The sequence below is a fragment of the Streptomyces sp. SGAir0957 genome (assembly GCF_043523415.1).
On the sequence record NZ_CP027293.1, the window covers coordinates 110,018 to 122,657 of the forward strand.

Annotated in this window: 11 protein-coding genes; 3 read left to right on the forward strand and 8 right to left on the reverse strand. The window is 72.0% G+C overall.

Annotated features, from left to right (window positions below):
* Window positions 1–315 precede the first annotated feature (315 nt).
* The 4 genes from C1N81_RS06225 to C1N81_RS06240 all read right to left on the reverse strand — a co-directional run bounded on the left by C1N81_RS06225 (window position 316) and on the right by C1N81_RS06240 (window position 4,240).
* Complete coding sequence (locus C1N81_RS06225; RefSeq protein WP_394427598.1) at window positions 316–804, reverse strand: hypothetical protein; 489 nt, start codon at window positions 802–804, stop codon at window positions 316–318.
* A gap of 221 nt (window positions 805–1,025) precedes the next feature.
* The gene (locus C1N81_RS06230) at window positions 1,026–1,997 is read right to left on the reverse strand and encodes an ADP-ribosylglycohydrolase family protein (protein ID WP_394427600.1); all 972 of its coding nucleotides are present in this window, start codon (window positions 1,995–1,997) and stop codon (window positions 1,026–1,028) included.
* 143 nt (window positions 1,998–2,140) lie between these two features.
* Window positions 2,141–3,313 carry a 4-hydroxybenzoate 3-monooxygenase gene (locus C1N81_RS06235; protein ID WP_394427602.1) on the reverse strand — a complete coding sequence of 391 codons (1,173 nt, stop codon included), beginning with the start codon at window positions 3,311–3,313 and terminating at the stop codon, window positions 2,141–2,143.
* Window positions 3,314–3,478: 165 nt separating this feature from the next.
* Window positions 3,479–4,240 (reverse strand): IclR family transcriptional regulator, encoded by a 762-nt coding sequence (locus tag C1N81_RS06240; RefSeq protein ID WP_394427604.1) that lies wholly within the window; start codon window positions 4,238–4,240, stop codon window positions 3,479–3,481.
* A 239-nt stretch (window positions 4,241–4,479) separates the two neighbouring features.
* On the opposite strand from C1N81_RS06240, the gene C1N81_RS06245 reads away from it, so the two are divergent.
* From C1N81_RS06245 to C1N81_RS06255, 3 genes are read left to right on the forward strand one after another with little or no spacing between them, the layout of a single operon-like run.
* Window positions 4,480–5,514 (forward strand): poly(ethylene terephthalate) hydrolase family protein, encoded by a 1,035-nt coding sequence (locus C1N81_RS06245; protein WP_394427606.1) that lies wholly within the window; start codon window positions 4,480–4,482, stop codon window positions 5,512–5,514.
* Complete coding sequence (locus C1N81_RS06250; RefSeq protein ID WP_394427608.1) at window positions 5,511–7,292, forward strand: CocE/NonD family hydrolase; 1,782 nt, start codon at window positions 5,511–5,513, stop codon at window positions 7,290–7,292. The genes C1N81_RS06245 and C1N81_RS06250 overlap by 4 nt, the downstream gene beginning before the upstream one ends.
* Window positions 7,293–7,315: 23 nt before the next feature.
* A complete protein-coding gene (locus tag C1N81_RS06255) occupies window positions 7,316–8,728 on the forward strand; it encodes an alpha/beta hydrolase (RefSeq protein WP_394427610.1) in 1,413 nt (470 codons plus the stop codon).
* A gap of 74 nt (window positions 8,729–8,802) precedes the next feature.
* Here the strand turns inward: C1N81_RS06255 and C1N81_RS06260 are convergent, their stop codons facing one another.
* The 4 genes from C1N81_RS06260 to C1N81_RS06275 are packed head-to-tail and all read right to left on the reverse strand — an operon-like array spanning window position 8,803 to window position 12,623.
* Window positions 8,803–9,807: an MFS transporter gene (locus tag C1N81_RS06260; RefSeq protein WP_394427612.1), complete on the reverse strand. Its 1,005-nt coding sequence runs from the start codon at window positions 9,805–9,807 to the stop codon at window positions 8,803–8,805.
* Entirely contained in the window at window positions 9,762–10,253 is a 492-nt protein-coding gene (locus C1N81_RS06265) for an MFS transporter (RefSeq protein ID WP_394427613.1), read from the reverse strand. The genes C1N81_RS06260 and C1N81_RS06265 overlap by 46 nt, the downstream gene beginning before the upstream one ends.
* Before the next feature lie 13 nt (window positions 10,254–10,266).
* Window positions 10,267–11,517 carry a 2-hydroxyacyl-CoA dehydratase gene (locus C1N81_RS06270; RefSeq protein ID WP_394427614.1) on the reverse strand — a complete coding sequence of 417 codons (1,251 nt, stop codon included), beginning with the start codon at window positions 11,515–11,517 and terminating at the stop codon, window positions 10,267–10,269.
* Window positions 11,514–12,623, reverse strand: coding sequence for a 2-hydroxyacyl-CoA dehydratase (locus C1N81_RS06275; protein WP_394427615.1), 1,110 nt, complete (start codon window positions 12,621–12,623; stop codon window positions 11,514–11,516). Before C1N81_RS06275 ends, C1N81_RS06270 begins: the two co-directional genes overlap by 4 nt.
* Between the last annotated feature and the right edge of the window lie 17 nt (window positions 12,624–12,640).

Below are 12,640 nucleotides of genomic sequence, written 5' to 3' on the forward strand. Positions count from 1 at the left end.
GGAAGGTGGGTGAAATATTGGGCTTGTCCAGAAATGAGCTATGCCGCGGTACCGCACCCATGCCCGGTTCGCAAGGTGGGGCAGGATGCCCGGCGCTGGTTCGGGTAGCTTTCGACTGTGGATCGCCTCCAGCGCCGACACTGGGGTGGTCCACCCGCTCCCGGAGCGCCCGCCGCCCTCCCGCCGGCCGGCGCTCGTGGTCGAGGCGGGCGGACCGCGCCATCCGGGGGGTAGCGAATGGCGCGGTCACCCTGCCCCTCCCCCAGGGTTGGCGCTCAGCGGCTGTGGGCGGGTACGGGTGCGGGTGAGCACGAACTACACGGAACGCCAGCGCGGTACAGGCGGAGCCTCGTGGCGCGTCCCGGCCGCCAAGGCCTGTGCGATCACTTCGGAGTCGTCGAGATGGTCGGCGCGCACGACGACGTCCGCCCCGGCCGGTGTCACGAGGGACTTGCTGAAGACGATCACCGCCCAGGCGTCGCCTGCGCCCACCTCGCGCACCTCCCACTGACTCGACAGCGCCGCCAGCAGCCCGCGTCCGCGCCAGCGGTAGACGGACCCCGGGTGCGTGGTGAGGCGGGTGTCGACGCCGCGGATGTGGCGGGTCCGCCCGCCCCGGGTGCGGTAGGCGACGTCGTCGGTCATCCGCGGCGGGCCCGTGTCCGTCCCGTTTCCGTGCCTCGTCAGCGGCTCGTAGGTGAAGGTGGCGTCCGTGCGCCTCCCGCTCTGCCACAACGGGAAGGAGGAGCACACGATGTGCCAGGTGCCCGTCAGGCGGTCCGGGGCGATGTCGGGTCGGTCCATGGGACGGACCCTACGGTGTATCGCCGCGGGCCCTGTGGCGGACTCCTGGCGGGCCGGCCCCGGCACAAGTCCCCCTCCTTGCTCGCCTGCTCGCCCGGTTGGCCCGGTTGGCCCGGTTGGCCCGGTCGGCCCGGTCGGCCCGGTCGCGGAGGCTCACCGACGCGGACGGCAGGCAATCGGACCCCACCGGTTCACCATCCATGTGAGCCGCCACGCAGGACTCACGCGCCGCCTGCCTCCAGGAGGCGGTGTGCGAGGTGGAGCAGGTCCGTCAGGCTCAGTACCCGGCCATCGGATCCGGGGAGGGGAACATGGAGTGGCTGGGTCCAGTGGACGGGGATTGCGTCCAGTCCGTAATACGCCCCCGCGAGGCCTCCGGTCACCGCGGCGACGGTGTCCGTGTCCCCGCCGACGTCGATCGCCGCGCGTATCGCGTCCTCGAAGCTGCTGGTGGTGCGCAGGGCCCAGACGGCGGAGCCCAGACAGGGCCAGACCGCACCGTTGAACTCGGTCGCCAGATCGGGGTGCCAGTCGGGCGCGAGGACGGTGGCGTAGCGGTCGCGGTGGTCGGGGTGGACCAGAGCCAGGATGTCCGGGAGCGCGGTGACGGGGTCGGTGTAGGTGTCGGTGTCGGTGTCGGTGTCGGTGTCGTCGAGCGTGACGCGGATGAGTTCGTGGAAGATCGCGGTGCCTTCCCAGGCCGCGCGGTCGCCGTGGGTGAGGGCCGCGATACGGCGGGCCGCGTTCATGGTGGCTTCCTGGCCGGCGGCCGCGAAGTGGACCGCGGAGGTCGACGCCCGCATCAAGGAGCCGTTGCCCGCCGCTCGTTCATTGACCTGGAAGTGGATCGCGGCGGCGAGGTCCCAGGGCATGCCGCCTGTCAGGACGTCTTCGGTCTGCAGACCGATGTCCTTCGGTGCAGATGTTGCCCACCGCTGGAAGCGGGCGAAGATGTCCGGCAGATCCAGTCCGCCCCGCTCCAGCAGCGACTCGGCGACCAGGACCGCCATCTGGGTGTCGTCGGTGGCCTCGCCGGGGTCCCAGCCACCCCCTCCGCACATCTCTCCACCGGCGCCAGGCACGGGAAACCGCGCGGAAAAGGCTCCCGGCGGACCGAACTCGAAGGGGGCACCGAGGGCGTCACCCACCGCTGACCCGACGACCGCGCCGGCGGCGCGCTGCATCCGCTCCATCAGCGCAGGCTATCTGTGCCGCACCGAGGACCGCGCGGCTCTCTGTCCTTCGTCGGCTACCCGGGCCCGGTTCGACGCCGTGCCCGAGCGTCGAGACGCCGTCGACGGTGAGCGGCGCAGGCGTGCCGGTCACGCGGCGGTGCTCATGCGTCGAGGGGCCAGCCGGTGTAGGCCTCGGCCAAGTAGGTGTGGCCCGCCCGGGATTCGGCGAGGGTGCGGAGTTCGCCGATCTGCCGGAGGCGGTCGAAGTCACTGGTCTCCGGCTGGAGGTGCAGCATGTTCGTCATCCACCAGGAGAAGTGCTGGGCCTTCCAGATACGTTTGCGGGCCGTGTCGGAGAAGGTGTCGAGCAGGGTCTCGTCTCGGTCGAGGAGGAGCGCGCGCAGAGCGTCGGTGAGCAGGACGACGTCCGCCACGGCGAGGTTCATGCCCTTGGCCCCGGTGGGCGGCACGGTGTGGGCGGCGTCGCCGACGATCACCACCCGGCCGCGGCGCATCTCGTGGGCGACGAAGCTGCGGAAGCGCAGCACGTCCCGCTGGAAGATACGGCCTTCCTTCAACGTGGTTCCGGGCACGCGGGATTGGAGGATGTCCCAGAGCTGTGCCTCCGAGTACGCCTCCGTGTCCGTGTCCGGGTCGCACTGGAAGTACATGCGCTGGACGTCCGGGCTGCGCTGGCTGATCAGCGCGAAGCCGTCGGAGGAGTTGCTGTAGATGAGTTCCTCGGCGCTGGGCGGTGCCTCGCACAGGATGCCGAACCAGGCGAAGGGGTACTCCCGGTAGTAGCCGCCGTGCGTGCCGGTGACGGCCTCGCGGGCGACGCTGCGCGAGCCGTCCGCGCCGACCACGACATCGGCCTCGATCTCGACGCGCTCGCCGTCGGCGTCCCGGGCGATGATCCGGGGCCGGTCGGTCCCGGCGTCCTCCACGCGTTCGGCACTCACCTGGAAGCGCAGGTCCTGGCCGGCGCCCAGGCGGGCGGCGACCAGGTCTCTGAGCACCTCGTGCTGGGGGTAGAGCCACACGGCCCGGCCGACGGTGGCGGCGAAGTCGATGCGGTGGCCCTCCCCGTCGAAACGCAGCTCGATGCCTTCATGGCGCTGTCCGACCGTACGCACGCGCTCCGACGCCCCGGTCGAGTCCAAGACCTCGACGGTGCCCTGCTCCAGGATCCCGGCCCTGATGGTGTTCTCGATCTCCTCCCGGCTGCGGGAGTCGATGACGACCGACTCGATGCCCTGCCGGTCGAGCAGGTGGGACAGCAGCAGACCGGCGGGGCCTGCACCGATGATGGCGACGCGGGTGCGTATGGACATGTCGTCTCCTTCGACGCCCGGCGGGGAAGTCGGCCTGTGGGTAAGTGGCCTGTGGGGAAGTCGGCCTGTGGGGATGGCCAGCAGTCTGGCGGCGGCCGACGGCCTTGACGACGGTCTTTCTCATTCAATGGGAAGCGTTGTTCCGGGGGCGGCTTCCGCCGATCGTCACGGCCGTGCCTCGTGTGCCGCGATCTGTGCCGAGATCCCGGCCGCCGCCGCGCGGAGGTGTTCCACCGTCCGGCCGGTGGGCGTGGAGCGCGGCAGAACGACGGACAGCGCGGCGATCACCTCGCCGCGGCCCTCGCGGACCGGTACGGCCACCCCGGTGGAGACGGACTCGACCGTCCCCGGGGCCACGACGAAGCCGTCACGGTGGATGCCGGCCAGCAGGCGCCGCAGTCGGCCGGGGTCGGTCACCGTCTCGGGCGACACCGCTTCGAGTGGGCCGGCGAGAATCCGTTCGCGCAGGTCCTCGGGGCCATGGGCGAGCAGCACCAGTCCGGACGACGAGGCATGCAGGGGCAGCCGCCCCGCGATCCGGGTGACGTTCGCGCCGGCCTGGGGATGGGACAGCCGCTCGACGAAGAGCGTCTCGTCGTTCTCGAGCACCGCGAGTTGCGTGTGTTGCCGCAGTTGCGCCTGGACGCGTTCCATGAAGGGGAGCGCCGCCTGCCGCAGTCGGAGTGTGCGGGATCCGCGCAGCGCCAGCTCCCACAGCCGGATGCCCAGACTGACCCGTTGCTCCTCGTCCCGGTCCAGCAGCCCGCAGTCGACCAGTTCGGCCACCATCCGGTGCGCCGTCGAGGACGGCAGCCGGGCCCGGCGCCCGATCTCGGCGGCGGTCTGCACGGTCCGGTCCGTGTCGAACGTCTCCAGGACTCGGACGATCCGCTCGGTGAGCGTCTCCCTGGACGGTGAGTTGGCCATCGTGCGCCGGCGCTCCTTCGCGTCTCGAGTGTCGTGCGTGTCGCTTCGTGTCGTGCGTGTCGTTCGGGTCGTGCGTGTCGTTCGGGTCGTGCATGCAGTTCGGGTCGTTCGCGCCTCGAGGTGCCCTGAGTGTCCCGTACCGGCGCGGACGAAGTAAACGCGACACTTGTATTGACGGTCGAATCGTATGGCGACCATTGTGTTGCGGGCATGCCACGTTCGACGAGAGGTCAAAGACCGTGAAACGTTCCGTGCGCTCCCCCGTACTCACCGCACTGGCCACGACGCTGGTCGTCTCCGCCACCGCCACCGCCGTGCTGAACCGGCCGGACCCCACTGACCTGCACAGCACCCCAACAGCCGCCGCCGGCAAGGCGCGGCCCGCCATCGAGGAGTTCCACCCCGTCGTCCGCGAGGACGCCGCGCACGACGCGGGGTACGCCTCCCCGTACACCGTGTACCGACCAGCCGATCTCCCGGCTCGGGCGACAGAAAAACTGCCGGTCGTCGTCTTCGGCAACGGCGCGTGCAGGCCGTCGGCCAACCCGTACATCGGCGCCCACACCCTGCTCGCCGCCCACGGCTTCCTCGTCGTGGCGGTGGGCGCCTACGACCAGCCGGATCGCGACGAGGACGGCACCGCGCACCTCGAGGTCCTGCGCTCCGGCATCACCTGGGCGCAGAAGGAGAACAAGCGGCCCGGGAGCCCGTTGCGGGGCCGCATCGACACCGGCCGCGTGGCCGTCGCCGGCACCTCCTGCGGCGGCATCGAGGCTCTGGTGGCGGGCGCCGACCCCCGGGTCGACACCGTCGTCTCGTTCAACAGCGGGTTCCAGGCCGACGCCTCACTCGGCTACGGCCGCGAGGAACTCGAGAACCTCCACACGCCCACGCTCTACGTCGACGGCGGCGTCGATGACAAGGCCTACGAGAACAGCCGCGTCAGCTACGACCTGTCGGACGTCCCGGCGGTCCGGGCGAGCAACGCCCACGCCGGTCACAGCGGGTTCTGGCGCGGCCTGCGCGACGGCGAGCCCGACGGCACCATCCACGAAGAGGCGGTCGCCGTACTCGTGCAGTGGCTCGACTTCACCCTCAACGGCAATCGCACCGCCCGGAACTACTTCCTCGGTGAGGACTGTGGTCTGTGCGCGGTGGAGGGCTGGGACGTCACCTCCAAGGGCTTCGGCAAGGAGCCCGCCAAGGCCAAGGACCCCGGCAAGGCCACGAACTCCGGCAAGGACGAGAACTCCGGCAACGAGGTGAACCGGTGAAGCGGATCGTCATCACCCTCCTGGCGCTGCTCATGACCGCCACCGCCGCCACCCCGGCCGTGGCCCGCACCGATCCGCGCGTCTCGCGGCCCGGGGAGTACACGGGCTACTCCCCCGTTCTGTACGACGAGTGGGTACGCACCTCGGAATACCTGCCGACCCGGGACGGCACGCGCCTGGCCGTGGACCTGTACCGGCCGGCCGTCGACGGGAAACCGGTACAGCGGCCCTTCCCCGTGGTCTGGGAGCACCAGCTCAGCCGGGCCTCACGCGCCGACGACGGCTCGGTCAGCCTGCGCGGTGTCACCAGTGGCATGGCGGAACTCACCAAGTACGGCTACGTCGTGGCCTTCGTCGACCGGCGCGGCAACGGCGCCTCGTTCGGCACCATGACCGGCTACCACTCCCGGCAGGAGTCCCGCGACGCCTACGACGTCATGGACTGGCTGGCGGAGCGGTCCTACAGCAACGGGAAGATCGGGGTCTTCGGCTGCTCCAACACCGGTGACGCCGCGATGCAGGCGGCCACCGCCGGTTCGCCGCACCTCAAGGCGGTCTTCGCGGGCAACTACTCGTTCCACAAGTACGACGCCTTCAACCGCGGTGGGATACGCGCCAACTGGGGTGTCGGGCCCACCCGTACCCGCGAGGAGGACCTGCGCAACCTGCCGGTCGACGCGGACACCGACGGCCGGCTGCTGAACCGGGCGGTGGAGCAGCACCAGGCCAACACGTCCCTGAAGGACATGTGGAAGGCCGCCCCCTACCGCGACAGCCACGTCGACGCGGTCGACACCGACCCGTGGAACGAGTACAGCGTGGCCACCTACCGGGACGCCATCGAGCGCTCCGGCGTGCCGATCTACAGCTTCGACGGCTGGGACGACGACTTCCGCAAGGAGAGCCTCGTCAGCGCGGCCACCCTGTCCAACCCGAACAAGGTGCTCATCGGGCCGTGGCACCACTGCGAGTACGACGGGTTCGACATCGTCGCCGAGCGGCACCGCTTCTTCGACCACTGGCTCAAGGGCGTCGACAACGGCGTCATGGAGGAGCCGGCGGTGCACTACTACACCGGAGTCGCCGGCGGTTCCGGTACCTGGCGCGACGCCGAGCAGTGGCCGGTGAAGCCGCGTGCCAAGGACACCCGTTACTACCTGGGCGGCGGTTCGACCGGCACCGTCGACTCGGTCAACGACGGCACACTCACCGCCACCAGGCCGCGCGGCCACGGCGGCGCCGACGACTACACCGTGGACTACTCGGTGAGCTGCCCCGAACCCCTCGACCAGGAACAGACCTGCCCGCAGGACGAGAAGGGGCTGACCTACACCACGGCACCCCTGAGCAAGGACACCGAACTGACCGGGCATCCGGTCGTCTCGTTGCGGATGTCCTCCTCCGCCCCGGACGGCAACGTCTTCGCCTACCTCTCCGACGTCGCCCCGGACGGAACCGTGCGCATCCTCACCGACGGCAGGCTCCGTCTGTCGCTGCGCTCCACCCAGCACGCGCCCTACGACGTGCTCGGCACGCCCTGGCACCGGAGCAACGAGCGGGACGCGGCGCCGATGCCGAAGGGCGGCAGGACACAGCGCGTCGACCTCGACATGCTGCCGCTGTCCTCCGTCGTCCCGGCCGGGCACCGGCTGCGGGTGACGGTCACCGGCGCCGACGTGCGCGAGAGCGCGCGCACCGAGACCAGCCCCTCCCCCGTCTACACCGTGCGGCGCACGCCCGCCCAGCCGTCCTCGATCACTCTGCCGGTCGCGCGCTGATGGGCAGCCCGGAAAGGAACACCATGGCGTCAGGAAGAGCAGGAAGAAGAGTACGCAAGGCCCTCGCCGTGAGCATGGCGGCGGCCGGGGTGGCGGCGCTCGCTGCGCCGACGGCCGCGGCCGGTGGCCGGGACACGGGACCGTGTCCGTCCGGCTCCCCCGCGAAGGTCAGCTGCACCGGTGGTGAGCTGGCCGACGGCACGCCGTACCGGTTCGTGGTCCCCGACCGCTGGAACGGTGTGGTCATCGTCGACCTGGACTTCGCGAGCCGGGCCGCCGACGAGCCGCTCACCGGCGAGCTGACCGACCGCGGGTACGCGGTCGGCGGCACCGCCCGCACGGTCACCGGCTGGAACATCGCCGCCGCGATCGACAACCAGGCGGCGGCTCTGAAGCGGTTCGAGGACGCCGTCGGCGCACCCCGCTGGGCGGTGGCCTCCGGCCGGTCGATGGGCGGTTTCGTCTCGGCCGGCACCGCCCAGGTCCACCCCGACGTCTTCGACGCCGCGGTCCCCTTCTGCGGGGGCCTCGGCGGTGCGGTCGGGCAGTGGAACCAGAAGCTCGACACCGTCTTCACCCTCAAGTCCCTGCTGTTCCCCGACCGTTCCCTGCCGGTGACCGGGGTGCCCGCCGACACCGGGCAGGCCACCCAGGACTGGGTGTCGGCACTCACCGAAGCGCAGGCCACCGCCCAGGGTCGGGCGCGGATCGCGCTGGCCGCGGCCGTCGGACAGCTCCCCGGCTGGGGTCTGGACGCCGACGGCGAGGCCACGCCGAAGCCCCGCCCCGGTGACGCCGACGCGGTCCAGGAGGGGATGTTCCTCGCGCTGGCCGGCGGCGCACAGCCGTACATCGGGCAGGCGATGAGCAGCCGCCGCTCCATCGAGACGCTGGCGGGCGGCAACCCGTCGTGGAACACCGGGATCGACTACGCGAAGCAGTACGCGGCGGCGAAGCCCGAACAGCGGCGTACGGTACGGAAGATGTACGCGCGCGCCGGTCTCGACCTCGGCGCCGATCTGCGGACCCTGGCCAGGGCGCCGAGGGTCGCGGCCGATCCGGACGCCGTGCGGTACCTGGAGAAGGGCATCGTCTTCGACGGCGACCTGCGTATCCCGGTCCTCACCGTCAACCCGGTCGGCGACCAGATCTCCACCGTCGCCCAGCAGCAGTCGTACGGCCTCGCGGTCCGCAAGGCGGGCAACGGGGCGCTGCTGCGCCAGAGTTACGTCGACACGGTGGGGCACTGCACCTTCACGCCGGGAGAGCAGGTCGCGGCGATCACCGCCATGACCGAGCGGCTGAGGACCGGCCACTGGTCGTCGAGCACCACGCCCGAGAGCCTGAACCGGCTCACCAGGTCGGCGCAGGACGACCGCGGCCGGTACGTGCACTACCACCCGGCCGTCTTCAACCGGCCCTACTTCGGAAGCTGAACAGCGCCTGAACGGCAGAGCGGGGGCCGTACCGGGAAGGTCTCCCGGTACGGCCCCCGCCGCGTCCCAGGGTTCTAGTCGCGGCCCCCGAGCGGCGTCTCCCGCACCAGCAGGACCGCGATGAGCGCGGCGGCCGCCAGTGGAACGGTCAGCAGGAACACCGAGGAGAGACCGGCTGTGTAGGAGGCCCGTACGGTCTCGGCGAGGTGGGCGGGCAAGGCGGCGACGCGCTCGGGGGTGCCGAGCAGGTCGTGCGCGTCCTGGCCGGGCGGCAGGCCGGAGCGCGTCCGGGCCGACAGCACCGCGCCGAACGCGGCCACGCCGACCGCGCCCCCGAGCGTACGGCTGAAGGTGGCCGCCGCGCCCGCCGTCCCCACGTCGCCGGGGCCGACGGCGTTCTGCGCCACCAGGACCAGCACCTGCTGGGTCAGGCCGGTACCGATGCCGAGGACGGCCATCGCCCCGGCGAGCCACCACGCCGGGGTGTCGGGGGCGAGCGGCGAGAGCAGGACGGCGCCGGCCGTCACCAGGGCGCAGCCGGCGACCGGGAACACCTTCCAGCGGCCGGTACGGGTGATCAGCCGTCCGGCGAGCGTCGAGGCGACGATCATCGTGCCGACCTGCGGAAGCATCAGGAGCCCGGCCTCGGTGGCGTCGTGGCCGCGGACCACCTGGAGGTACTGCGGCAGGTAGATGACGCCGCCGAACATGACCGCGCCCACCAGGAAGCTCGTCCCGCAGGCCACGGTGAGCCCACGGTGGCCGAAGATGCGGGGCGGCAGGATGGGGTCGTCGGCGCGCCGCTCGTGGCGCACCCCGGCGACGGCGGCGGCGAGGACGGCGGCGGTGAGGGCGGCGGTCGGCCAGGATGCCCACGGCCAGGCGCGGCCGCCTGCCGACAGCAGGACGACCGCGCCGGAGGCGCCCGCCGTGAGCAGGGCGCCTCCGAGCAGGTCGACGCCCCCGCGGGGTGCGGCGGGGGCACGGTGCGGCGCGAGGCGGACGAGGACCGCCGCGGCCAGGGCGACCGGGATCACCCCGAGGAAGCACCAGCGCCAGCCGGGTCCCGGGGCGCCCACCAGCAACCGCCGACGAGCGGTCCCGCCACCGATGCGGTGCCGAAGGAGACCCCGAACCACCCGGTGTACAGGCCCCGTTCGCGGGCCGGGACCAGTCCGGCGACGAGGGCGTTGGTGAGGGCGAGGATGCCGCCGGCCCCGGCGCCCTGTACGGCTCGGCCCGCCAGCAGGACGCCCATCGTCGGCGCGCATCCGGCCAGCAGAGACCCGGCGACGAAGACGCCGAGGGCGGCGAGGAGCAGGTCTCTCGGTCCGCGCCGGTCGGCGGCCTTGCCCCACAGCGGGGTCGCCACCGTCATGGTGAGCAGAGCGGCGCTCGCCACCCACGGCACCTGGTCCTGGCCGCCCAGCTCTCCGGCGATCGTCGGCAGGGCGATGCCGACGATCGTGTTGGTGAGCGAACCGACGAAGAGGGCGGCCAGGGCGCCGGAGAGCACCGCCGGCATCGACGGCGCCGGCTCAGGTGGCCGGACGGACACGTTTGTCGAGCCAGTCGCCGACGGTACGGGTCAGCTCCTCGGGGCCCGCGCCACGGGCGTCCACGTTGTCGGCGTACAGCTCCAGGACGGGGATGCCGGCGGCTTCGAGGGCACGGGTGGTGAAGTAGCTGCCGCGTGCGTCGTCGGAGACCAGGTGGACGACGCCGTCCACGCCATGGTGCCGGGCCTCCTTGACGTACCACTCGGCCGACCAGGGCGGGGTGTAGAGCTGGTCGGAGAAGGCGGCGAAGCGGGCGGCGAGGGCGCGCAGCGGGTCGTCGCCGTAGCGCAGATAGCCGTCGGCGGCGATGGCGAGGTACATCGACCAGACGAAGACGGCGCCGTGGCTCTCCTCGAACCGCCGGTAGAAGTCGAGGTCGAACCAGAGGCCGCGGCCGATCCACATCAGGCGGGTGCGTTCGGCGGGCGCGACCGAGGCCCCGGCCCCGATGCGTTCGGCCACCTCGTCGTGGAAGGCGCGGGCCGCGTCGCGGGCCCAGACGGTGCCCCGGTGCCACTGCGGGATCATCACGCTCGGGATGGAGTCGTTGACGGGCAGGGGGCAGGGGCGGGCCCGTGCGATGAGGTCTCGGGTGCGGCGGTTCCACTCCTGCTGCTCGTTGGTGAGCCGCATGACCTCGGCGAACCTCGTCTCGGAGAAGGTGCGGCCGGTGGTCTGCTCCAGGAAGCGGATGAGCCCTTCGAGTTCGCCGGTCATCAGGTCGAGGCGGTCGCTGCCGACGGCCTGTTCCCAGTTGCGCGGCATCAGCTCCCACCAGTTGGTGGGGACGTCGTTCTCGGCGGCGCTCTCCAGCGGGTAGAAGGAGACTCCTGGCTGGTCGTCCCAGATGTCGAAGACCTTGCGCGAGGTGTCCCCTGTGGTCTCCGCGAGCACGATCGACGGGCGGGGCAGGCCGCCCCAGGGCGCGTTCGCCGGGTCCGGGTCGAAGACCGAGGCCAGGGGGATCGAGCTGTACTGCTCGCTGTCGTCGGGCAGGCCGCGCTCGCGCAGCAGGGCGAGGTAGTCCTGGGCACGGTGCTTGGCCGTGACGATCGAGGACCACCACTGGTTGACGACGTACGGGATGCCCATGGTGCGGAAGATCTCCTGCGGGGCATCGGCGTTGACCAGCGCGAGGGGCGCGCCGTCGGCCACCTCCTGCCGCAGCCCCGCGAACCACTCGCGCTGATAACGGGTGGCCGAGGAGGCGGAGTTGAGGCGGGGGCTCATCGGACCGCCTCCGTGTGCGCGGCGGGGCGCAGGCCGTCGAGGGCCTCGGTGGCCTGGTCGTCGAGGCCGCCATAGGGCTGGCGGGACAGGAAGACGGACGGCAGGCCGGTCGCGGCGGCCTGGGCGGTGTAGTCCCAGGCAGGGGCGTCGTCGCGAACCCGGGCGTAGCTGACGAGAACCTCGGCGCCGCAGGCCACGGCCTCCCGGCGGGTGTGCTCGGCGCGGGTGCGGATCGCGGCGCGGGGCGCGGCGGGCCCGTTGTGCTGGTACCGCTCGGCCAGCGCCGTCTCGGTCGGCGCACCGGTCCTGCGCCGGTACAGCAGGTCGCCCCGGTCGTGGTCCTCGCCGACGATCAGGAAGCCCCTGTTCTCGATCTCCTCGTAGACGTGGGTGGTGTCGTGCGGGCTTCCGGTGAGGAACACACGCGTCCCTTCGTGTTCGGGCAACTCACCAGACTCGGCAAGCAGTTGTTCAAGGAGTTGCGTGGCGCGGCCGACGGGCAGGACCGTCGTCGCGGCCACCACGGTGAGCATCTCGGTGCCGGTGAGGCGGGCCGGGCGGGCGCGGCGCAGCTCCGCGACCCGGGCGAGGAGCTCCCTGAGCCGGTCGTGGGCGGTGATCGCCGCCGCGAGCGCGGCGTCGTCGACCGTGCGTCCGGCCCAGGTCTCGACGGTGGCACGCAGCTGGGCGAGCTTGGCGCGGACGTAGCGGGTGGTGGTGCGGTGCGGCAGGTGGAGGACGTCGACGAGGTGGACCGGCGGAAGCGCCAGGGACGGTTCTACGCGGCGCAGCTCGCGCAGCGCGTAGAAGAGGCGGGTGGACGCCTCGCAGTCCCGGGACACGACGACGCCGTCCAGGGGGCCGTGGCCGCCGTCCAGGAGGCGGGTGAGGACCGAGCGGGCGGCCGGGTCGAGACCGGTCCCGAGGTAGCGGTCACCGGCCGTGCTCGGGGTGTGCGGGTCGCCGCCGAGCCGTACGGGCAGCAGGCCGGCGGCGGTGAGGTACTCCACGGGTACGTCGGCGCCGACGTACCCGATCACCGGCCCGGGGTGGTCCCCCCGGTCGCCGGCGGCGTGGGAGAGGAGCTGCGCCAGGGCAGCGGACATGACTGTTCCTCCAGGTG

Coding starts and splice junctions, on each gene's coding strand:
- C1N81_RS06225 (WP_394427598.1), bottom strand. CDS start 804: ATGGACCGACCCGACATCGCCCCGGACCGCCTGACGGGCACCTGGCAC.
- C1N81_RS06230 (WP_394427600.1), bottom strand. CDS start 1,997: ATGGAGCGGATGCAGCGCGCCGCCGGCGCGGTCGTCGGGTCAGCGGTG.
- C1N81_RS06235 (WP_394427602.1), bottom strand. CDS start 3,313: ATGTCCATACGCACCCGCGTCGCCATCATCGGTGCAGGCCCCGCCGGT.
- C1N81_RS06240 (WP_394427604.1), bottom strand. CDS start 4,240: ATGGCCAACTCACCGTCCAGGGAGACGCTCACCGAGCGGATCGTCCGA.
- C1N81_RS06255 (WP_394427610.1), top strand. CDS start 7,316: ATGGCGTCAGGAAGAGCAGGAAGAAGAGTACGCAAGGCCCTCGCCGTG.
- C1N81_RS06265 (WP_394427613.1), bottom strand. CDS start 10,253: ATGCCGGCGGTGCTCTCCGGCGCCCTGGCCGCCCTCTTCGTCGGTTCG.
- C1N81_RS06270 (WP_394427614.1), bottom strand. CDS start 11,517: ATGAGCCCCCGCCTCAACTCCGCCTCCTCGGCCACCCGTTATCAGCGC.
- C1N81_RS06275 (WP_394427615.1), bottom strand. CDS start 12,623: ATGTCCGCTGCCCTGGCGCAGCTCCTCTCCCACGCCGCCGGCGACCGG.